The sequence below is a fragment of the Virgibacillus sp. MG-45 genome, from assembly GCF_036409425.1.
Classification (GTDB): Bacteria; Bacillota; Bacilli; order Bacillales; family Amphibacillaceae; genus LDC-1.
The window spans coordinates 124,789-145,805 of sequence record NZ_JAXOFU010000003.1; the positions used below are offsets into that span (position 1 = coordinate 124,789).

At 36.5% G+C, this 21,017-nt stretch carries 21 protein-coding genes; 7 read left to right on the forward strand and 14 right to left on the reverse strand.

Annotated features, from left to right (window positions below; genetic code table 11):
- Positions 1-74: 74 nt before the first annotated feature.
- The 7 genes from SPK86_RS04680 to SPK86_RS04710 form a co-directional block, all read right to left on the reverse strand.
- Entirely contained in the window at positions 75-539 is a 465-nt protein-coding gene (locus SPK86_RS04680) for a restriction endonuclease (RefSeq protein WP_330948762.1), read from the reverse strand.
- On the reverse strand, positions 540-1,028 hold the full coding sequence (locus tag SPK86_RS04685) for a hypothetical protein (protein WP_330948763.1): 489 nt from the start codon (positions 1,026-1,028) through the stop codon (positions 540-542). It lies immediately after the preceding gene.
- Positions 1,029-1,156: 128 nt separating this feature from the next.
- Positions 1,157-1,702: a restriction endonuclease gene (locus SPK86_RS04690; RefSeq protein WP_330948764.1), complete on the reverse strand. Its 546-nt coding sequence runs from the start codon at positions 1,700-1,702 to the stop codon at positions 1,157-1,159.
- Between the two features lie 16 nt (positions 1,703-1,718).
- The gene (locus SPK86_RS04695; RefSeq protein ID WP_330948765.1) at positions 1,719-2,255 is read right to left on the reverse strand and encodes a restriction endonuclease; all 537 of its coding nucleotides are present in this window, start codon (positions 2,253-2,255) and stop codon (positions 1,719-1,721) included.
- A gap of 304 nt (positions 2,256-2,559) precedes the next feature.
- Positions 2,560-5,793 carry a type I restriction endonuclease subunit R gene (locus SPK86_RS04700; RefSeq protein ID WP_330948766.1) on the reverse strand — a complete coding sequence of 1,078 codons (3,234 nt, stop codon included), beginning with the start codon at positions 5,791-5,793 and terminating at the stop codon, positions 2,560-2,562.
- A 13-nt stretch (positions 5,794-5,806) separates the two neighbouring features.
- Positions 5,807-7,033 carry a restriction endonuclease subunit S gene (locus SPK86_RS04705; RefSeq protein ID WP_330948767.1) on the reverse strand — a complete coding sequence of 409 codons (1,227 nt, stop codon included), beginning with the start codon at positions 7,031-7,033 and terminating at the stop codon, positions 5,807-5,809.
- Complete coding sequence (locus tag SPK86_RS04710) at positions 7,026-8,714, reverse strand: class I SAM-dependent DNA methyltransferase (protein ID WP_330948768.1); 1,689 nt, start codon at positions 8,712-8,714, stop codon at positions 7,026-7,028. Before SPK86_RS04710 ends, SPK86_RS04705 begins: the two co-directional genes overlap by 8 nt.
- Positions 8,715-9,151: 437 nt before the next feature.
- Here SPK86_RS04710 and SPK86_RS04715 point away from each other — a divergent pair, with 437 nt between their 5' ends.
- The gene (locus tag SPK86_RS04715; RefSeq protein WP_330948769.1) at positions 9,152-9,373 is read left to right on the forward strand and encodes a hypothetical protein; all 222 of its coding nucleotides are present in this window, start codon (positions 9,152-9,154) and stop codon (positions 9,371-9,373) included.
- A gap of 37 nt (positions 9,374-9,410) precedes the next feature.
- On the forward strand, positions 9,411-9,977 hold the full coding sequence (locus tag SPK86_RS04720; RefSeq protein WP_330948770.1) for a hypothetical protein: 567 nt from the start codon (positions 9,411-9,413) through the stop codon (positions 9,975-9,977).
- Positions 9,978-10,049: 72 nt separating this feature from the next.
- On the opposite strand, the gene SPK86_RS04725 is transcribed toward SPK86_RS04720, so the two are convergent.
- The 6 genes from SPK86_RS04725 to SPK86_RS04750 form a co-directional block, all read right to left on the reverse strand.
- Positions 10,050-10,511, reverse strand: coding sequence for a PTS transporter subunit EIIC (locus SPK86_RS04725; protein WP_330948812.1), 462 nt, complete (start codon positions 10,509-10,511; stop codon positions 10,050-10,052).
- A 190-nt stretch (positions 10,512-10,701) separates the two neighbouring features.
- Positions 10,702-11,697 (reverse strand): virulence RhuM family protein, encoded by a 996-nt coding sequence (locus SPK86_RS04730; RefSeq protein WP_330948771.1) that lies wholly within the window; start codon positions 11,695-11,697, stop codon positions 10,702-10,704.
- 252 nt (positions 11,698-11,949) lie between these two features.
- The gene (gene rlmH, locus SPK86_RS04735) at positions 11,950-12,429 is read right to left on the reverse strand and encodes a 23S rRNA (pseudouridine(1915)-N(3))-methyltransferase RlmH (RefSeq protein ID WP_330948772.1); all 480 of its coding nucleotides are present in this window, start codon (positions 12,427-12,429) and stop codon (positions 11,950-11,952) included.
- Positions 12,430-12,660: 231 nt separating this feature from the next.
- Positions 12,661-14,214: a D-alanyl-D-alanine carboxypeptidase/D-alanyl-D-alanine endopeptidase gene (dacB, locus tag SPK86_RS04740; RefSeq protein ID WP_443089758.1), complete on the reverse strand. Its 1,554-nt coding sequence runs from the start codon at positions 14,212-14,214 to the stop codon at positions 12,661-12,663.
- A gap of 246 nt (positions 14,215-14,460) precedes the next feature.
- The gene (locus SPK86_RS04745) at positions 14,461-15,459 is read right to left on the reverse strand and encodes an inorganic phosphate transporter (RefSeq protein ID WP_330948813.1); all 999 of its coding nucleotides are present in this window, start codon (positions 15,457-15,459) and stop codon (positions 14,461-14,463) included.
- A gap of 13 nt (positions 15,460-15,472) precedes the next feature.
- Complete coding sequence (locus SPK86_RS04750; protein ID WP_330948774.1) at positions 15,473-16,090, reverse strand: DUF47 domain-containing protein; 618 nt, start codon at positions 16,088-16,090, stop codon at positions 15,473-15,475.
- A 327-nt stretch (positions 16,091-16,417) separates the two neighbouring features.
- On the opposite strand from SPK86_RS04750, the gene SPK86_RS04755 reads away from it, so the two are divergent.
- From SPK86_RS04755 to SPK86_RS04765, 3 genes are read left to right on the forward strand one after another with little or no spacing between them, the layout of a single operon-like run.
- Complete coding sequence (locus SPK86_RS04755; protein WP_330948775.1) at positions 16,418-16,975, forward strand: GNAT family N-acetyltransferase; 558 nt, start codon at positions 16,418-16,420, stop codon at positions 16,973-16,975.
- Positions 16,972-17,358 carry a group-specific protein gene (locus SPK86_RS04760; protein ID WP_330948776.1) on the forward strand — a complete coding sequence of 129 codons (387 nt, stop codon included), beginning with the start codon at positions 16,972-16,974 and terminating at the stop codon, positions 17,356-17,358. Before SPK86_RS04755 ends, SPK86_RS04760 begins: the two co-directional genes overlap by 4 nt.
- Positions 17,358-18,182 carry a DUF2785 domain-containing protein gene (locus SPK86_RS04765; RefSeq protein ID WP_330948777.1) on the forward strand — a complete coding sequence of 275 codons (825 nt, stop codon included), beginning with the start codon at positions 17,358-17,360 and terminating at the stop codon, positions 18,180-18,182. Before SPK86_RS04760 ends, SPK86_RS04765 begins: the two co-directional genes overlap by 1 nt.
- A 68-nt stretch (positions 18,183-18,250) precedes the next feature.
- Here SPK86_RS04765 and SPK86_RS04770 read toward each other — a convergent pair whose 3' ends face one another.
- Positions 18,251-19,126 carry a hypothetical protein gene (locus SPK86_RS04770; RefSeq protein ID WP_330948778.1) on the reverse strand — a complete coding sequence of 292 codons (876 nt, stop codon included), beginning with the start codon at positions 19,124-19,126 and terminating at the stop codon, positions 18,251-18,253.
- A gap of 459 nt (positions 19,127-19,585) precedes the next feature.
- Between SPK86_RS04770 and SPK86_RS04775 the strand changes: the two genes are divergently transcribed.
- On the forward strand, positions 19,586-20,407 hold the full coding sequence (locus SPK86_RS04775; RefSeq protein ID WP_330948779.1) for a formate/nitrite transporter family protein: 822 nt from the start codon (positions 19,586-19,588) through the stop codon (positions 20,405-20,407).
- A gap of 81 nt (positions 20,408-20,488) precedes the next feature.
- Positions 20,489-20,953 (forward strand): DinB family protein, encoded by a 465-nt coding sequence (locus SPK86_RS04780; protein WP_330948780.1) that lies wholly within the window; start codon positions 20,489-20,491, stop codon positions 20,951-20,953.
- Positions 20,954-21,017 lie beyond the last annotated feature (64 nt).

The window sequence follows — 21,017 nt, forward strand, 5'->3', positions numbered from 1 at the left end:
CTACTTATTAAAGTTACAAAATGATGTTATAATGCAATTCTAGTATTCTAGGTCATAGCAGGTTTCTTTACTAGCTACACTGGAACATGCAATGGTTCCTTATTAATTGTGGCAGCCTGTATTTTTCTTTGTAAGTAATCTTTTAAATCTCCATCTTGATCAAGCACTCTGTGTATTTCCTCAAGGTTTATAAGAATTATCAATACTTTAGAAAGTGATTCTTTACAAATCGTTATAGCAGGCTTTGTAAAAGGTGATGCTGAAATAAATATCCCACAGGCATGGCCACGATTAAAAATCCGAACTAAATGCTGAGATACCTCCCCAACTCCAATGGGCTTATCCCACCACTTCATCTCTACCAAGAATAGTTTATTCTCTAGCTCTACTACACCGTCAATCTGTTCAATGATACCTTCACCATCAAAAACATTTAATGTAAATGACTCTCTTACAAGAATTTTGTTTTCTTCAAAAATCTTGTTTAGTACACTCTCTAATGCTTTGCCTCTTTTGTGGGGATTCTTTATACTAAACAACTAATTAAACTCCCCTTTAATCAGTTCCTTCCTTTTACGCAGACTTTGTTCCTCCGCAATTTTCTTTTGATACTTTATACGGTTCCTCTCTGCTTCTTTCTCACGTTCTAAATTCATTCTAGTAAAAGAATCTTTGGCATTAACTACTTTTTGAATTTCCGATACCAGTCCTCTAGCCTTTAGTTGATCATCCTGCCAACAAGACGAGAAACTCTCGAACTCTACTACTCTTTTCAATATTTCACGTCTGGTACGTAAGGACTTTTCACCAGCTTCATTTATCCTAGTTAATACTGTTCTGGCTATTTCATATTTTGAAATACCTTTGCGATTTAAATCTACCTTATTTTCTAAATCCCGTGTATATTTAGAGGGTACTCCAGATCCTTTAAAAAAGAGTATTACATCATCTTTAGACCTACAAATTAAAGGTATTGTATCTACTAACAGATTAATAAGTTCTGGTGGATAATGGAAAACTATTTTCATCGTAATCACCCCCGCTTGTAGAATTAATATTAAGTATTGACGATAACCGATATAATGAATATAAAACCTTTTTTACATAACATTACGGCTTATTTAAGTTATCCTTATAGCTTAGAATCCACATTACATTAATTAGAAAATATAAACTCAGCAAGAAAATCAGTCCCCATTACATTCGAGCAGCCAATTGTATTTTTGTTCACCTTATATTGAGCAATTCCCGCATATTTTGGAAGATCATCTGGATAGTTTATTTTTTCGACATATCTACTTCTTACGTTATAGGTTAATTTTCCATCTATAATTTGCACCAGAGCAACACCATGAGAGGCTGCATAGTCAATTGCTCCAGATTGGAAATAGGACGTAGTAACCAGTATTCCCTTTTGAGCACCAGTTGCACGTAACTTATCAAATAATATTTGAACTTTCTCCCTTGATACTGGGCTTTTATACATCTTGCACTCAACCAAAGTTAAGTATTTAACACCCATAATCTCAAACCTAATAGTACCGTCAATCTGAAATTCTCCTTCGTTTGTCTTAATTATTTCATTATGCCGAACAGCTATATTCCGCTGTCCTTCACTAGCTCTATATATTAAATCCATTACAAATTTCTCAAAATCTTGTGGTGTCATATTTGTATAGTTCTCTTTAGTAGGTATAAACATATTCTCCTCCAGATATCTATTCCAATAACAAATTTACTAATGGTTCTGCATTTCCATAATATGTGAAGTCAGTTGGACATTGTAATTTTAAATCATAAATTGCAAAAGTATATTTAGGATAAGAAAAATTCAATATTTTCCTAGGTGATAGTGAATTTTGAATTGTCATTATGGAGCTATTTACAATTTGTAATAGAGCAATTCCATGAATTCTAGCATACTCCATTGCTCCCTGTTGAAAACTTGATGTTGAGATGAAGATACCTTTGTTTGCACCAACTCTTTGAATTGTGTCATGTAAGATTTGAATCTGTGACCTTTTAATTTTACTTTTGTATCTTTTACATTCGACCACAGTCTTATAATTTACGCCAAAATGATTAAATTCTATTAAACCATCAAGTTGATAACTCCCATCATTTGTTTTAATAATTTGATTGTGTTTAATTTTGCAATCCTCTAATTCTATATTAGTAGTTTTCAATAGTTCTAAACAGTAAACTTCAAATTCCTCTGGGGTTAATTCAGTAACTATATTTTCCAGTATGTTCACACCATTCTACCATCCCTCTTGGATAATAATAAACAAACTCTAGAACTGATAAGTTAATTTCAACTTTCAATAACTCCAACCACATAAATAAAAGCATGACTTCTCCTTATCTGAGTTGTCATGCCTTGTTGTAGTAGTTTTTTAAGTTATTTTAGGTTTATATTATTATTGTAACAATAATCTTCTTTCCAGTTCCTTACTAACTATTTTCGCCTGCTTTTGAAAGAAAGTATCATGATTCATCATTCCAAAAATTAGGGTCAGACCCTTTATCTTTGTCCATTAAAGTTTTAGGTCAACTAAATTAACTAGCTTCATTTGAATGTAGTATACTTCCCATCATAGCTTCTTCCATTAAATGAGTCATAATCACTTCTGTCTTCAAATTAAAGATATCTTTGTCATAACTATCCGGCAAAGTTTCATCTAAAATTGTTTCAATTTCTGATTTAACAGCTTCTCTAGGTTGTGTATCTTTATACCAATCAATAACCTTCGTTTTGCTTTGTTCACTTTTTATTATTTCATACAATTTTTTTGCAGATAATTTAACTATTTCTTCTTCTTTCTTTGTTAATTTATCCTTTTTTAACAAATCATAGATTTCTAGTTCTTCTTTAGTTAAGCCTTCTCGTACATGTCGTTCATCTTCTTGTTTCAAATTATCTACAAAATCAACTAAGTCCTCGTAATAATCTTCATTTGTTGAGTTCCCAGCATTATACCGATTTATCAACTCTTTGTATCTTTCTACAAAGTTAACTCGTGTTTTATTTTCTTGTAAAAGCTTATCTAATTTATCTTCAATAAACATTCTTAACTCTTGAATTTCAATATTCTTGTATGGAGATTCTTTTATTGCTTTTCTAACATTTTCTGTATTTATCTCAGATAAATTTAATGTCTTCATTTTTGTAACTTCATATTTGTTGTCTCCTGCATCTTCATGAACATATTTTGATTTTACACTCAAATCTAATGTTCTACTTAATGCTACCTTTGCACTTTCGATACTTTCCTCTCTCGCAGATGCTTTGATCATATCACCCAAATAGAATATGACGGATAAATATTTATTTTCCCAATCAAATTCAAATATTTCTGGCTTACAAGCTTCATAGATATTTTTACAAATATTTACATAGATATTAAATTCTTCATAATACTCGTCTTTTTCTAGTAATTTATCTGTATATTGCTGAAAAAGTTCAATTTGGTCAAAAGTTTGATCCCTTTGCATAATATTATCCAAATGAATCTTTAAACCGTTACAGAAAGATATTGTTTCTTCAATGACATTATCCAACAATTCAATTTGTGCTTGGATATTTTTCACAGGCATCTCATCAGCATTATCTGGATTTGCATAATCACCAAGCGCTAGTTGCATATATTTAAATAAGTTCAAATAATCAACGATTAGTCCTGAATTCTTGCCAGGAAATACTCTATTAATTCGCGCAATCGTCTGCATCAACGTATGACTTTTCATGGGCTTATCTAAATAAATTGTTGACACACTTGGCGCGTCAAAGCCCGTTAACCACATCGCACAAACAAAGACTAAAGATAATGGATTGTTCGGATCTTTAAAGTTATCCTCTATGTCTTGACCATTTTCATCGATATGATTCATCCGTTCTCGATGCTTTTTAATCTCTAACCCTTCATTTTTAAACCTTTCATCTTCATCTCCATCTTCACTTACAACAACAGCCATCTCTATTTGTTGCATATATTTAATTTGGCGATTAATTCGTTCTCTATCTTCTCTTGAACGAGCGTTAGAACGTTCTTGATACAAATCCTTTAACTTCTCATTCCAATAATATTGTACTTTGTCATACATTCTGACAGCAGTAAATTTATCTACAGATACTACCATTGCTTTTCCTAAATATCCTCTGTTAGGAAAGTGTTCGACAATATCTTTTGCAACTATATTTAAACGATCATCACGTTTCAGTACTTCATTTGTTTTGGAATAATAATCTGATAACCTTTTTTCTTCTTCTGGTAACAAGTTATCATTTTCGATTATTTCTAGATAATCATCTTCCAAGAAATCATTTGTTAACCATACTTCAGGAACTCTTCTTGAGTAATATAAAGGAACAGTTGAACCATCTTCAATGGATTGTGCAAAGTTATATTCACTAACATAATCACCAAACCATTGATTAGTTAACCTTTTAGATCCTAATAATGGCGTTCCTGTAAAAGCCATATATTGAGCATTTGGTAGAGCTGTTCTCATATTTTCCGCTAATGATTTGTATTGTGTACGATGTGCTTCGTCTACAATAACAACAATATCATCTCGCCCAGATAATACTGGATATTTTTTACCCTTGTCATAACGAAACTTTTGTATCAGAGTAAATAGAAAGGCTTTATTCGTTTGTAAGTCTTTTCTTAAGGCAGCACCATTTTTAGGATTAGCCGACTCTTCTTCTGTTACCGTTTCTGTTCTTAAAAAGTTTTTGTATAGCTGATCGTCCAAGTCTTGCCTGTCTGTAACTATTAAAAACGTGAAGTTGCCTGTCATTTTTCTATTAATCTTATTAATAAACATCGCCATTGAATAAGACTTTCCGCTACCTTGTGTATGCCAAAATACACCTAGTTTTCCATTCAACTTTTTCCGATTCTTAAATGATTCAATTCCATTATTAACACCTAGGAACTGATGATTTTTAGCTAAAACTTTCATTCGTTTATTTTCAAAAAGAATAAAGTTTTCAACATAGTCTAGTAAAGTTTCATGCTTGAAGAGATTATCTAACAAATATTGAATACTTGTGCCTTCTGAACGTATTTGTTGTCGATTTACTCTATCTTCCTCTGTTGAACGTAGCCATTCAAAAAAGTGGCTGTAGTTCGCTGTAAAGCTCCCTACTCTTGTTTCTGATGCGTTTGATAGCACACATAATTGGTTAAAGTGAAATAATTGAGGGATATCACGAATATAATCTTGTAAATTTTTATCGTATGCTGTTTTTAATTTAACATCTGAATTTTTCAGCTCAATAAAAACAAGTGGTAATCCATTTACGAATAATAGTAAATCTGGTCTACGATGCTGGGTTTCCCCTTTAATCCACATTTGGGAAACAATTGTAAACGTATTTGTTGCTGCACAGTTAAAATCAATAATACGAACTGTTTCATACTGTTTCTTGCCGTCTTTTTCGAACTCTACTTTAATACCATTTTTTATTTGTTTATATCTCTCATAGTTAACAACTTCAAGTTCTTTATCTGTAAAAGGAAGTCTAAAATCCTCTACAATTTTTTTAAAAAAACGGTCAGGTATTTGTGGATTTAATCTTTGCAAACTTTCATAGAACACTTGTGGCAATACTACTTCTTGTATGTTGGAACGACCTGTTCCATCATCTTCATGCTCTAAAACATTTAGTGAAGCAAACACTTTATCTGCACTAATATTTGCATCAATAAATTCGTAGTAATTATTTTCGGATAATACTTTTATACAAGCTTGTTCGATCATATCTTCAGTGATTATCTTCCTCATATTTATCCCTCCTTTACTTCACCTTAATTGTACCGTTCATAAGCTTTGGTAATAGTAAGTCTCTTTGTCTAATTAAGTTTTGACTTTGAGTTGTTAAATTACTTATATTTTCGATAATATCACTAAAAAGATTGTTTAACATAGAAAGAACAGTATCATCAGGTATAATAACTTTAACCCTCTTTAAGTTTTCAATTGTTAGAGCACTTTGCGATGTACCTATTGTAGATGCTAGTATTTGTTGCTGACCTACGCCTGACTTTATCCAATAGTATAAATAATTTGCCAAACTGGCATTAGACCTGCTTTGAATCCATGTTAGATTTCCATCCTTAAAATAAAACGGATTATTATTTCTTACTAGCATTGGTACACCAATTGTTCCAACCGAAGTTAGTAGTATATCATTCTTTTGGGGTACACCAAACTTCTCCTTAAATTCTCTATATTTCTCATTTGAAATGTAAAGCATATCTGAAATGATTTCTCCATTCGATAATTGTATTACTTCTTTTGACCGATAAAATGGTATACCAGTTTCTACATAATCTGAAGAGTAGACCCTTTTACTAGATGATATATTAACTAAACTTCCTAGCTTACTAACTTTCCATCCCTCTGGTATTCCCCTATCAAACTTTGCATTTTCATATCCTGGAAATCTCATTCGTACAAACCATTCTTTATAAATTTCTTCTGCTACTTTTTCTAAAATTTCAATCCTACGTTTATTGTTTTCGATGAGCTTATCATATGCTGAAAGAACGCTTACTATTTTCTTTTGCGTACTTAAGTTGGGTATATTTATTTTTAATTTCTTTATATAATTACTATCTGCTCTTTGTCTACCACTCGCACCACTCATACTATTAATAGCAGGTAAAACAATAATATCGGTCTGAGCTAGGTAATTAACAAAGTTAGGATCTGTTTTGCCCTTCTTGGCTCTAAATACTAATAATTCAGTTGAACCAAAACCTTTATCTTTTGATTTCAGAACTGATTGAGCAATTTTTCTGTTTTCTAAACAAGGTGTAATCCTTGAGAATAAAGTATCTCCCGAATGAAATTTACTTCCACTTTGTCCTGTAAATTTTATTTGTTGTCCCTCTTCAACATAAAAATTTCCTTCATTAATATCAGCAATACCAATAAAAGGGTAGTCTATTCCTTTTTCTAACTTAACTCTGGGGTTTAAATCAATAACATCATTAAACCTTACCTCTCTCCATTCACTCATACTCGATCACCATACTATCTAAATTCTTCTCAATTCGCTTTTCTAGTTCTTTTGATTGTTCATTTAATTGTTTCAACTCATCATTTAAAGCGGATATTTTATCTTTAAATTGATCTGCTGTCATACCGTCATCTTCAATAACAACACCAACATATCTTCCAGGGTTTAATGAGTAATCTTGTTCAATAATCCCATCTTCACCATCAAGTTTCGCTACCTTACACAAGCCAATTACATCTTGATATTTACCGTCTGGAAATCGTTCCAATAACCAATCAATTTGTTTTTGAAAGTACTTTTTATCCTCTTCTGATGTTGCACTTTCTCTACTATCCTCATACTCTTTAATAAGTTCGTAGAAACTTTCGCTGTCTTCTTCATATAAACGATTAATGATTGCTAAGTTCTTTATTTGTTCATCCGAAAATTCTCTTAAAGCACGACCTACTTGAGTAAATATACTTCTAGCATCTATAAATAAAATTTCATCTTGCTCTTTCTTTTGCTTATCAAAGAACCATAGTGTTGCTGGTAATGTAACTGTACTGAACATATTGGATGGAAGAGCAACCATCTGCGAAACAATACCATCTTCTATTAATGCTTTACGGATTTCTTTTTCGCTATGCCCTGCGTCTGAAGCCGAGTTTGCCATAACAAGTGCTGCTTTTCCCGTTTTATTTAAAGCAGTCGCAAATTGGTTAATCCATAAATAGTTTGCATTTGGTACTTTGGGCTTTTTTCCTTTTGTTTGTGGTACACCGTATTTATTAAACCTCTTCTGATTCTTCACCAAGTCTAATTCCACATTATCTACATTAAAAGGTGGATTTGCCAAAACATAATCAAAATTCCCAAAGGAATCATACGGGTCAGCATAATAAGAGTTTGCCTCTGTTATTTCTCCACGTATATTGTTTAAAAACAAGTTCATTTTTGCTAATTTAACAGTCTCTCCAGTTCTTTCGACACCGTAAGCTCTTAAATTTAAAGGTTGCCCACCATTTTTCTCTTTATGTGCTTGTGCGTAATGTGCTGTTTGAACGAACATTCCTCCAGATCCGCAAGCAGGATCTAATACTTTACCTTCCGACGGTTGTAATACTTCAACCATATAACGTACTACCGTTCTTGGTGTGTAGAACTCTCCGCCACCCTGACCTTCGGCTAATGCGAAATTCCCTAAAAAGTATTCATATACTTCACCAAAAATATCATTTTCAGAATCTGTCGGAATATCGTTAAAGTTTCTCAATAGTCTATTTAAAATTTTATTATTATCATCGGCACTTAAATCATGGTAATTATCTTTTGGTAAAACGCCAGCAAATTCAGGCGAAAACTTTTCTATACCTTCCATCGCTTCTTTTATTTTATTGGCAATATCCTCTTCTTCACTTAAATTAAGTAAATAGGAGTAACATGACTGTTTTGGTAAATAAAACCCACATTTTTCAATTGCAATTTCTTCTATTTTCTTTTCACGTCTTCCGCCTTTTAATGCTTCATATTCTTTCACAATCTCATCTTCAAATTGTTCGTATTTAGCATCCGCGAACTTTAAAAATATTAATCCCAATACAGGAGTCGAATATGCAGATGCTTTTAAACCTGAATTTGCACGTAATTCATCGGCTACTTCCCATAAGTTTTTCTTTAAGTCATTTAGCTTCTGATTCAATGAAAACTCTCCCTACAGTTTATTCTAATTTCTCATTTATCTTTTAAATTATTTATAGTTTAGATCCTCAATTTCATACTTTCTTCCTATATTAGTATTCTACCATAAAACAGCTCATCATTTTTATTCAATAGCTACTACATGTAGTATCTCTTCAAGAAATATGCAGTTGTTTATCTCTTTTAAATATATCCCTTTCTTTCGGTCTAGTAACACTGTTATCACTATTGACTACTAAGTGACCAAACACTTCAAACTATTTTTATATAAGGAGGGAATTTCATATATATTTTCCCTCGGCACCACAGTTATATTAACAAACGGGGTACCCATCAGTTTCATGCCCCACCCCTTTATATAAACCGTTATTCATCCATTTGGATAGATAACGGTTTTTTGCATTACAGAGACGACATGCGTGGTGAGAGGAGCGCACTATGAAAGGAGGAATGGAGATGAACAACTCATTGATCAAGATCCTAATTGAAGCTAAGAAGCTAAACAAATGGATCCCTGCAAAGTTCCTAGTGAAGTACGACATTCAAAAGGTTAATCTATCAGAACTTGAGGATGATGGACTCATTCTGACTATGAAAAGTAAGTCAGATGAAATGGTATTGAAGTTAACACTCAAGGGTTATCACCACTTCAACAGCTAATTAGGATTATCCAATAACATTTAGGAGGAATTTTATTATGCGAAAAAACTTATGGCTTGATCATGAATTGATTAATGGGAAAAGAGTTCCTATTCCAGAGATTAAAACAATCTATCAATCGTTATTAAATGAAGATGAAAGAATTAAAAATGAGATAGTAGATTCTATTGAATGCAATGACTACGTTAGGCTATCTCATTTACTAGTTAGTAGAAATAAGATCCAAACAGCGCTAAAGGAAGTCGAGGCATTACATGATGAAGATTTGAACAACTATGCTTCTACTAAAGAGCGAGTTTCTTATGCACTAACCAATGCTGCTGAATCACTGGAATCAATAGGAGAAGATGTACTGTTAAAAGTTATTAAGAGCTTAGAAAAAATGAATCAATCTACACATAGCTTGGTAACTAAGTCCTTAGATATTTCATCTCTAGCTATCCTTCACACATGCTTTATTATTTCCTTTCAGCGTCGAAAGTCAGTGTCCACTTTTGCAAGTGATCAATTTTCGCATCCAGTCGTTATTTCTATAAAGGTATTTTTATTCTCCCCTTCTAATTTTCTCGTTAGAATTCTCCCGTGCTGGACAAAACACCCCTAGAGTTAGATTTTTGGTCAAACTCTAGGGGTGCACATCATTTAACATGTGTTCTTCTACCATCCCAGGACGAATTTAAATAATAGAGCCCTCGCCGTGTTCTTGTTTAACTAACTTCTTATCGTACATCTTAATAAATGGAAGCCATACAAGAAATGCTGCGATTCCACAAATAATAGCAACAATTATCGCCATAAAATGGCCACCTGTACTAATAAAAGCACCTATCCCTATTGGCGAAGGCCATGGCATCTGGGCAATTATAGGTTTAACAATAGTTAGTTTAATCGCCCAATAGCCGATTGTAGCTGAAATCATAGGTGCTAGAAAGAATGGAATTGCCAGGAACGGATTATACACAATCGGCAATCCAAATATTAATGGCTCATTAATATTAAAAATACCAGGTGCCAAAGCTGCCTTTCCTAAAACTCTTAATTGCTGTGATTTAGCTAAAAATGCAATAAATATACACAATCCTAATGTTGCCCCGGAACCTCCCATTACTACAAATGAATTCTGGAATTCCTCGGCGATCTGTTTTCATTAGTTCAGTTAATCTGTCTGAAAACCTATCAATTACGCCCTAATATTTATCGAGAACCTCTTTACTTTCAAAAGCATATATATGTTTCATGAAAGTTTACTCTCTCTTATAGTTTGATCTATTTTCATGTTCCATACCTAAGGACTTTTTCAAAATAATGAATGGTGCAGAACTTAGGAGTTATTTCTTTAAATTACTATTCTCTATAAACTGCTCAAAGTCATCCTGAGTATCTTGATTTAAACGATACTGGTTAAATTTTTCATACTCTTGAATGGCTAACTTATCGGCTACAGACTTTGAGATTGTTCCTGCATTTTCAAGAATTTCACGATTATTAAACTGAAGAAAGGCATTAAGCTTATCAATCCAATCGTTCATATGCATTGGCTGTTGTCTTTCCGCTTGATCTTCAGCATAATCTAAGTACATTGTTACAATCCGATTGAGTGATTTAAGTTCCTTCTCTGTTAAGTAATTTTTTGCAACTGTTACATCTCTTTTTCGAACAATATCGCTTTTCCATGCGGTAAGACCCATATTCTCCTTTTCTGATTTGGCTCTGTCTACTATAAGTTCAGCCGCTGTTTGACCATGAATTGCAAAGTGTAGTTTATTTTGAACAGTTGCGAAAAATTCTTGTGTTATTTCTGCTTTTGGATCGTAGTCAACAGACGTTGCATAAATATCTGTAATCTTTTGATAGAACCTTTTCTCTGAGGCACGAATGTCACGGATTCGTTCCAGTAATTCATCGAAATAATCCTGTCCAAAATTGCGCATCTCTTTCAAGCGATCATCATCCATTACAAAGCCTTTAACCAAGTATTCATTTAAACGTTTAGTTGCCCACTGGCGAAATTGTGTCCCTCGGTGAGAACGAACTCGGTATCCAATTGCAATTATCATTTCGAGATTGTAAAATGCCACTTCACGTTCAACTTCTCTTTTACCTTCAGATTGAACTATTCGGTTTTTCCGAATAGTTGCCGATTCCCGAAGTTCTCCTTCTGCATAAATATTCTTAATATGCTCGTTAATTGTATTAACTCCCTTTTGGTACAACTCCGCAATTGCCTTTTGTGTCATCCAAACCGTCTCATTTTCCAATCTAACATCTATCTTTGTATTTCCATCCTCTGTTTGATAGATTAGTATATTAGTTTCATTTTGCATTGTTATCACTCCCTTTTAATAAAATTTTCACTTACACATCTTCTAATCATTCTAATATGTACAATTATACCATTTATCCACTTATTAACTTAATACAAAGGGAACGTTTATTCCCTTAAAGTAATCAAAAAATCAACTTTTGATATAAAAGACCCCCTACAAACTTTTTTAAGAGTGCAAGGGGATGTATTTTATTTTATATTTGTTCTAAAACGGTCTTACTTAACACAATTTCCACTCTCTGCTTTACCACTATTTATGGTACGGTTCCCCCCTATTTATCCGAAACGCCCGGTATACCTGCTCTAACAAAACAAGGCGCATAAGCTGATGCGGAAACGTCATCTTAGAAAATGACAACGCGTAATTACTTCTTGCTTGTACTTTCTCGCTTAGTCCAAGTGAGCCGCCAATAATAAATGCGATTTTGCTTTTGCCGTATGTAGCAAGTTCATCAATTTTTGCTGCGAGCTGTTCGGATGTGAGCATTTTTCCGTTGATTTCAAGGGTAATTACATACGTTTCCTGCTGGATATGCGCTAAGATACGTTCGCCTTCTTTGCGCTTCACCTCTGCTTCTTCCGCTGCGCTCATGCTCTCGGGTGCTTTTTCATCGGCAACCTCGATGATGTCGACCTTGGCATAGGCTCCGAGCCGCTTCATATATTCCTGAATGCCTTGCTTTAAATATTTTTCTTTTAGCTTGCCAACTGTGATTAAGCTTATTTTCATAGGGAATTCGTCCTTTTTCTTAAATATATCCTTATTCTACCAGATAGGATTGTTTAATATAAGCCTTTCTCCTTACCTCTTTCCATTTCTCCGCTTCCATGTGAATCGACATTGCTGTGTATCATTCCCCTCACATACACCACAGAATCCCACCCCATATAAAAAACGGTGCTTCCACCTAAGTGAAAGCACCGTTCGCTATAAAAGAGCTATCGTACAACTCCCTCAACCCTAATCCTCAAACTCATACTTCGCTAATGCAGTTGCGATTTCGTCTTGGATTTGCGTCATCGAGCCCTTTATATAATTGTTCATCATGATTGAGAAGATGAGCTTTTCGCCATCCTTTGATGTGACATAGCCGGATAAGGTGTTCACTCCTGTAAGTGAACCGGTTTTTGCTTTTACATTTCCTTTAGCTGGAGCTTCTGTCATGCGATAGCGCAATGTACCACCAACCATACGCTCAGGGTTTCCGGCAACTGGAAGAACCGACTCAAATAATGGATACCAGTCTTCTGCTTGAATTTCATACAGTAGCTTGGATAGCTCATTCGCGGGAATAAGATTTTTATGGGACATGCCTGCTCCATCACGAAGGAGTATCGTATCCATGTTTAGTCCATAGGAGGCAAGTGTATCCTCCATCACCTGGATGCCTTTTTCCCAGCTGCCTTCTCCATGTACAGCTTTGCCCATTGTTTTCGCAAGCACCTCGCCGTGGCCGTTGTTGCTTAGCTTCATAAATGGAATGAGTAGCTCTTCTAAAGGCATCGATTGTTGCTTTGCTAGTAATGTGGCGTCCTCTGGTGTGACGCCTACCGTCGCTTTACTTTTGCCGATAAGCTGAATTCCTTCCTTTTCCAATGACTTACGGAAAACATCCACCGCATAGCCTGTCGGTTCCCATACAGAACGCCAGACACGTGAGCGGCTCGCATCTACAGGAATGGTGCCGGTAATGATGATCTCGTTGGAGCCGTGCGCTCGTTCAATAGAAATCGATCGGGAACCATTTTTTTCGACGGTTTCGGCTTTATTCTTAATCGTTACATAGTCTGTTTCTGGTGTGAGTTTTACGACTGGTTTATCGCCTGCTTTCTTTCCTGGATGAACGTCAATGATGACTGTTCCTGCATCATAATCATCGTTCGGGGAAAGGGTCAAGGCAGATATTTGTGCTGCTGTATAATATGGTTCATCATCCCAATTTAAATCGGTGGATAGGCGCACCGCATCAAACCAGCTATCATCACCAATGAGATTCCCTTTTATTTTATCAATGCCTTTTTCCTTTAGCTCTTGGGCGAAGGCATCGAGGTCCTCCTTCATTAAGGTTGGATCACCTTTTCCTTTTAAATAGAGATTCCCTTGCAAAACCTTTCCTTTTAAATTGCCATCAGTCCGTACTTCCGTAGCAAAGCGGTAGTCTGCACCAAGGGTACGTAAGGCCGATACCCCAGTTAGGATCTTCTGGTTGGATGCTGGATGCACGCGAATATCGCCATCATGGGAATAGAGTAGCGTTCCGTCTGCTGCTTTTCGAATACTGACACCTGTGATCGCACCATCTAGTCGGGCATCGTCAAGAATGGCATCGATTTGCGCTTTTAATCCTTCCGCTTCATTTGTTACTTGTTCAGCTGGGGTCTTAGAGACAGTCTTATTGCTTTCATTGGATGCAGCCACATATGAGGAGAGGTCGTTGATTGTAAATGGCATCCAGACAAGCATGGCAAACATTGCAACGAGTAAAGCTGTTTTTCGCATACGCTTTGCAGTCATTGGCATGTCCACATCCTTTTTTAAAATTTTCATATTGTTCCGTAAATTATACCATCTACCGAACAAATTGTAAGCGTTATCACATTAAAATCGTTCTATTCACCTATCTAACATTCTTGAAAACCAGTTATTTCCTACTTTTAGCTTATGCGAAAACTTTAGCAACCATTCGAGGAAATCAGCCATGACCTTTTCCACGAAAAAAGACCTCCAGCCGGATTCGTTCAACTAGAGATCTCATATGCGTTATATAAATAACTGTAAAATATAAAAGAACAATCCGCCAAGCAGAGCAGAAATCGGTAATGTAATGACCCAGGTAATGAGCATGCGTTTGGCAACACCCCAGTTTACACCTTTAACACGGTGTGAGGCGCCAACTCCAAGAATGGAGGAGGAAATAACATGTGTAGTCGACACTGGCAAATGAATCAATGTTGCACCAAAAATAACAGCTGCACCCGTTAAATCGGCAGCAACACCGTTTACGGGACGGATTTTCATGATTTTTCCGCCAACGGTTTTAATGATTCGCCAGCCGCCAACAGATGTTCCTAGTGCCATTGCGGTAGCACAGGCAACCTGCACCCAAAAGGGAACCTCTGTTGTTGTATGCATTCCTCCGACGATCAGGGCCATCGTAATAATCCCCATCGATTTTTGGGCGTCATTTGTTCCATGGGAATAAGCTTGTACGGCTGCTGTTGCTATTTGCATCATGCGAAACCGTTTATTTGTTTTTGCTAGGTTAGCATTTTTAAAAATAACTTTAATGATAGCATAGACGATAAAACCAATCGCAAACGCAATAATCGGTGACAATAACAATGCTTTTAAAATTGAAACAAAGCCACCAAAACGGATCGCTTCAAATCCGGCAGAAGCAATGACCGCACCTGTAATCGCACCAATAATTGCATGGGAGGAGCTACTTGGAATGCCATAATACCAGGTGACTAAATTCCAAATAATCGCAGCGATTAAAGCGGCTAAAATGACCGTTGTTCCATTGTTTAAATCAAATGGGTCAGCAATCCCGCTCGTAATCGTTTGGGCAACACCGGTAAAGGTTAGTGCACCAACAAAATTCATGACTGCCGCCAGGATAATGGCTCGTCTTGGTGTTAGAGCCTTGGTGGATACGGACGTTGCAATCGCATTTGCCGTATCATGGAAGCCATTAATAAAATCAAAAACAAGCGCAAAAATAACGATTAAGATAATAACAAACATTAGTCCATCCATCATCGATTCCTCACTACGCGTTTTTCATCATGATACTTTGAAGGGTGCTTGCGACATCCTGGCAGTAGTCGGCAATTTCCTCCAGCGTTTCATAAATTTCTTTATATTTTATTACCGTAATGGCGTCTTTTTCTGTTTGGAAAAGGTGCTTTAACGATTGGCGGTATAAATCATCACACTTGCTTTCATGATCTTTTATGAGAATGGCATGTGGCTCTACTTCCTTTAGCTTGCCATTAGCCAGCAGCTGAATCGCTGTAAGCATTTCCTTGGAGCATTTATGGATATAATCGGTGAACTGATCAATGTAGCTGTCTGACGATAGAATCTGGTACGTATCCATCAAGGCAGTGAATTCTTCCATGCCGTCTATAACATCATCCAAATTCATCGTTAGCTGGAGAATGTCTTCACGCTCAATTGGCGTAATGAAGGCGTCGTTTAAGTCTTTGATAATGCGATGTACCTTGTCATCTGCTTCGGTTTCAAACTGCTTAATCTGTTCAGCGAATTCACTTAAGCTTTGAGCATCCTTTACTTTGAAGCGAACGAAGTAATCGACTGTTTTATCAAGCTGTTCCATTAAATCAACTAAATAAAGCAAAAATTTATCCGGTTTTTTCTTGTACATGTGTAACCCTCCAGTTGTATGCTGCGCAATCCATTTCACTCGGTAATTATATACCTTTTGTGAAGAAGTGCACATATAAAACGTGACGTTTTTATAAACTTTCTGCTTGTAAGCGAATTCAATTAGAAATACCTTTATATACGTTTCCCAAAAGCAACGATGTTTATGAAAAAGAAGGATAAAATCAGCACCACAATGAATTTGGAATATACTTTAACAACTCCATTTCTTTTGCAGGTATACACCAACGATTAGCCGCTACTGCTCTTGTTTCTATGGTACACTTAAACAAAATGACAACGCACCGCAGCTAAAGGGGGATAACATATGATTCCATCGTTTTATTATGAGGTAGATGAAGAGATTACATTACGACTATTGACTGCGAAAGATGCACCTGCCTTATTTGCCATTACCGATCGTTCGCGTGTCTATCTAAAAGAGTGGCTTCCATGGCTTGATCAAACAACAGAGGTAGCTGATTCCAAGCAATTTATCGAAAATTCCTTTCATCTGTTTGCCGAGCGTACCGGACTTACAGCAGGTATTTTTTATCAAGAGGAGCTTGTCGGCGTAGTAGGCTATAACAGCTTTGATTGGCGTAATCAGATTGGATATATTGGCTACTGGTTGGCCGTCGATTATCAAGGAAAAGGAATTATGAGTCGAGCGGTAAGCGCAATGGTAAACTATGGCTTTCATGTACTGCAGCTTAATCGGATAGATATTCGTGCCGCATATGAAAACAAAAAAAGCAGAGCAATTGCGGAACGACTCGGCTTTACAAAAGAAGGGCAAATTCGGCAGGCGGAATGGCTATATGATCATTATGTTGACCATATCGTATATGGTATGCTTGCACAGGATTGGGGGCAATCTTCGTGAAATTTTACATCGCTTCGACCTTCGCTAATAAAGCTGCCGTTCAGACACTCCGAGATGGGCTCGTTCGACTAGGCTTTACACATACATATGATTGGACACAAAACGAGCGTGCTCTAGATGCAGAAGCATTAGCTACGATTGGCGCTTTAGAAAGAAAGGCAGTAAGTGCGTGTGAGGTTTTCTTCATGCTGCTTCCTGCTGGAAAAGGAAGTCATATTGAATTCGGCATGGCGCTTGCTCAAAAAAAGCGTATCATCCTATATGCTGCAGAACCAATTGATCCAGCAGCAGCTCCAACCTTTTATTTCGATAAAGATGTGGAGCATGTATATGGCAGCTTGGATGCGTGTTATAGACAACTAGAGAAAAGAGGGGGAAATTGATGTCATTAAAAGAACAATTGCGTACCTTGTCTTCGATGGAAAAAAAAGATTTCGCATCGGTTGATCTTGATGCATTACTAGCGAATATGGTGATGGAAATTGGTTCACCTGATGCAGAGCTCCGGGATGGGCTAATTTATCCGCTCTTTTGCAAGCTTATTCTTGACGATTTCCTTTCTACTGCGCAAATGCAGCAGCTACTTCGTGTTTGTCTGGATAAAGACCATTTATTTTATCGAATCGGTGAGCGGGATACCGATAGTGTGTTTACCCGTTCCTTTTCTGCATTAGTACTTGCCGTACTTTTACATAAGGATAAAAACGCGCGATTCTTACCTGATGAGGATGCATTAACCGCGATCAAGCAAAGTGTGACCTATTTAGAGCAAGAAGTAGATACACGTGGATTTGTTCCTGAAAAAGGCTGGGCACATAGTATTGCCCATGGAGCAGATTATTTAGATGAAGCAATTCGTCATCCACTTTTCCCGCTAGAGCAGGCTGATCAATTTCTACAAGCAATTACGACCTGCTTGTTTAAGGATTGTATGTATACAGATGAAGAGGATGAGCGGCTGTTATTTGCCGTCGATGCCTGTGTGGACAAGCAAGCTACAGAGGAAACCATGATGAATTGGATAACCACGCTTTGCGCCAAGACAGATGCCTTGCTTGCCGAAGCTACGGATAATTATCACACACGTATCAACATATTTTCCTTTTTAAAGTCTCTCTATTTTCGTTTAACCTATCTGGATGCATTACCTGCAGGGCGAAAGTTGATTATGACCAATATGCAACGCTGGCATCGTGGACAGCAATAAAAGATAGATATGCGATTTTAAACAAACGACGCCCCCATGCACAAGCTCGTTGCATAGGGGCGATAATATTACTTCAAAATGCCGTTAAAGATTTCTCCATTGCGAAGATCAATCACTTTATGTCTGTTTGTTTCTTTTACAAAGATGCTTTTATAGCGTGGTTGTCCATTATCATCTAAAGCAAGTAAAACGCGCTTTGAATCATTGTCCTCGACAAGCACAAGCTCATCTTCATCCACGTCAATAACATCGTCTAAATTATCATACTCTAGGAACGCATCGAAATCGATGTCCGCTTCGTTTTCTTCTTCGTCTTGATCATCATCTGCTTCATCATCTATATCATCATCCGTACCGATGACACCTTCAAAAATCAATCCGCCGTTAAGATCAACAATCTTATGCATGTTTGTTGCTTTTACGAAAATACTTTTATAGACACTGTTTCCATCCTCATCCTTTAATACGATGATACGTTTATTCGCATTATCTTCAACAACCATTCCATGATAGTCATAGGCATCTACACGATCTTCTAAGTTATCGTACTCTGGATAATCATCTAAATCTGTTGCTTCTGCTTGATCATTGCCAAGAATTCCTTGGAAAAGAAGACCTTCTTGAAAATCAATGATTTTATGTCTGTTCGTCTCTTTTACAAAAATGCTTTTTACTTGTACCTGATTATTTTTCTTTAAAACGATTACACGCTTATACGCATTGTCCTCGACAACATATGCTTCATAGTCCGAAACATCCACATGCTCTTCTAAGCTAGCATATTCCGTAAATGCTTGGATATCCTCTGCTTCTGCTCCAGCTAATTGTGAGATATTAACCTTTGCTTCATTTTCGGGTGCTTGATCATTTTGGAATGCATGTACACTTCCAGCTCCACCCGCTAGCACTAGCGCTCCTACGGTTGTTAATACAAATGTTTTCATGTGAATCTCTCCTTTTCTATGTGATTAATTTCAGAATAAAGGAAAGATATAACAGGACAATGAGAAAAATATTAAAATTTGCTAAGAATCTAGGAAGTGCTTTTTAAGAAATTGATCTATTATTTCTATTTCCCGGGAAATATCGACACTTTTTGCGTTTGCACCTCTCCACCGATATTTTGTTTAATTGCCTATTTACTAGCTTCATAGTGGCTAGTCACCAAATTGTTGGAAGTGTTCCTTTCTTCTTCCATTTGAGCAAGCAACGTTGTCAGTACATATGGCGGCTCGCTTTCTCCATACATTCACCTTATTTGCCGTTTCCTTTTCCGTCTTATGCCCTAAAACTAGCAATTGAAAAGGGCCATTAAAATACGTACACTTTAGATGGAAACGTCGCTTCCACAACTATTTCATTGAATAGGTAATAGATTATACATCGATAAAGGAGCTGACATCTTGGATTATGTAAAACCGAAAGACGCAATCCATGACATTTCACTTGCTGGTGCAACAAAAGCAGCACTTCCTTCAAGTCATATCTTTTTAAAAGCCATGCTTGCTGGCGCATTTTTAGGCTATGCAACAACACTAGCGCTTACCGCTTCAACCCAAACTGGAATGGACATTGTTGGAGCAGCAATTTTTCCTGCTGGCTTCGTAATGGTCTTATTATTAAATTTAGAGCTGGTCACCGGATCGTTTGCCATGCTGCCGATTGCCGTTTTACGAAAGAAAACGACGATAAAACCGGTGCTCCGAAATTTTGCGTGGGCTTTTTTCGGAAATTTGACGGGAAGTATTTTTTATGCGGTTTTATTTGCTATTTTCATAACGAAGCTTGGACATGTCCAGGATTCGCTGTTAATTGATAAAATTATTGCTGTTGCGGAAGGAAAAACATTTGCATATCAAGCCATCGGAACAGATGGGATGGTTGTTGTATTTGTGAAAGCCCTGCTTTGTAACTGGATGGTAACCTTAGGTGCAGTAATGGCCTTTACCTCGCGTTCAACCATTGGAAAAATTGCTGCCATGTGGCTGCCGATTTTTATATTCTTTGCGCAAGGCTTTGAGCACGCTGTCGTAAATATGTTTGTTATTCCCGTTGCGATGATGATTGGTGCTGATATTTCCTTTAGTGATTGGTGGCTATGGAATCAAATTCCGGTCACAATCGGAAATTTCATTAGTGGCTTCTTATTTACCGGATTGGTGCTGCACATTATCACGAAGGAAAAAGCATCCCTTTCTATTGTGAATGACAAAAAACGTGCATAAACTTCCTTCTTACCCATTAGATATACGCTATAATGAAAGAACAGAATATCGATGGGATAATGTCAGAGGGGGAGGATACGGATGCTACAGCCTTTATTTACGTATAATTGGCAGGTGCGCGAAGAATGGTATGCGCTGTTAGCACAGCTACCTGAAAAGGAGCTATTCAAAAAAAGAACAGGTGGGGTTGGTACGATTATGCATACGCTTATCCATATAAGTGATGTGGAATATAGCTGGGTACGTGCCATCCAAGGAAAGGAAGATATTCCTTTAAAGCAGGAGCAATATACTAGCTTACAGGACGCCAAACAGCTAGCTGATCATTATCGGGAACAGGTGGAAGCATTTCTATTCTCTGATGAATTCGCTGCTATCAATCAGCCTATTTATGCTAGCTGGCTGGATGACAGCTTTTCCAAGGAAGAAATCCTACACCATATTATTGCCCACGAAATTCATCATATTGGGCAATTATCCGTCTGGGCACGAGAGCTAGGAATAAAGCCGGTATCCGCTAATTTTATATACCGCAACATCCGCTAAAAAGAAGAAAAGCATTCCTTTGCTGCCTCCCATAGAAAAAGGCAATGAGACAAAAGAATGTTTT

Bases quoted from the DNA above. Each gene is read 5' to 3' on its own strand.
- SPK86_RS04685 (WP_330948763.1), bottom strand. From the start codon at position 1,028: ATGAAAATAGTTTTCCATTATCCACCAGAACTTATTAATCTGTTAGTA.
- SPK86_RS04690 (WP_330948764.1), bottom strand. From the start codon at position 1,702: ATGTTTATACCTACTAAAGAGAACTATACAAATATGACACCACAAGAT.
- SPK86_RS04700 (WP_330948766.1), bottom strand. From the start codon at position 5,793: ATGAGGAAGATAATCACTGAAGATATGATCGAACAAGCTTGTATAAAA.
- SPK86_RS04705 (WP_330948767.1), bottom strand. From the start codon at position 7,033: ATGAGTGAATGGAGAGAGGTAAGGTTTAATGATGTTATTGATTTAAAC.
- SPK86_RS04715 (WP_330948769.1), top strand. From the start codon at position 9,152: ATGAAAGGAGGAATGGAGATGAACAACTCATTGATCAAGATCCTAATT.
- SPK86_RS04720 (WP_330948770.1), top strand. From the start codon at position 9,411: ATGCGAAAAAACTTATGGCTTGATCATGAATTGATTAATGGGAAAAGA.
- SPK86_RS04730 (WP_330948771.1), bottom strand. From the start codon at position 11,697: ATGCAAAATGAAACTAATATACTAATCTATCAAACAGAGGATGGAAAT.
- rlmH (WP_330948772.1), bottom strand. From the start codon at position 12,429: ATGAAAATAAGCTTAATCACAGTTGGCAAGCTAAAAGAAAAATATTTA.
- dacB (WP_443089758.1), bottom strand. From the start codon at position 14,214: ATGACTGCAAAGCGTATGCGAAAAACAGCTTTACTCGTTGCAATGTTT.
- SPK86_RS04745 (WP_330948813.1), bottom strand. From the start codon at position 15,459: ATGGATGGACTAATGTTTGTTATTATCTTAATCGTTATTTTTGCGCTT.
- SPK86_RS04750 (WP_330948774.1), bottom strand. From the start codon at position 16,090: ATGTACAAGAAAAAACCGGATAAATTTTTGCTTTATTTAGTTGATTTA.
- SPK86_RS04755 (WP_330948775.1), top strand. From the start codon at position 16,418: ATGATTCCATCGTTTTATTATGAGGTAGATGAAGAGATTACATTACGA.
- SPK86_RS04765 (WP_330948777.1), top strand. From the start codon at position 17,358: ATGTCATTAAAAGAACAATTGCGTACCTTGTCTTCGATGGAAAAAAAA.
- SPK86_RS04770 (WP_330948778.1), bottom strand. From the start codon at position 19,126: ATGAAAACATTTGTATTAACAACCGTAGGAGCGCTAGTGCTAGCGGGT.
- SPK86_RS04780 (WP_330948780.1), top strand. From the start codon at position 20,489: ATGCTACAGCCTTTATTTACGTATAATTGGCAGGTGCGCGAAGAATGG.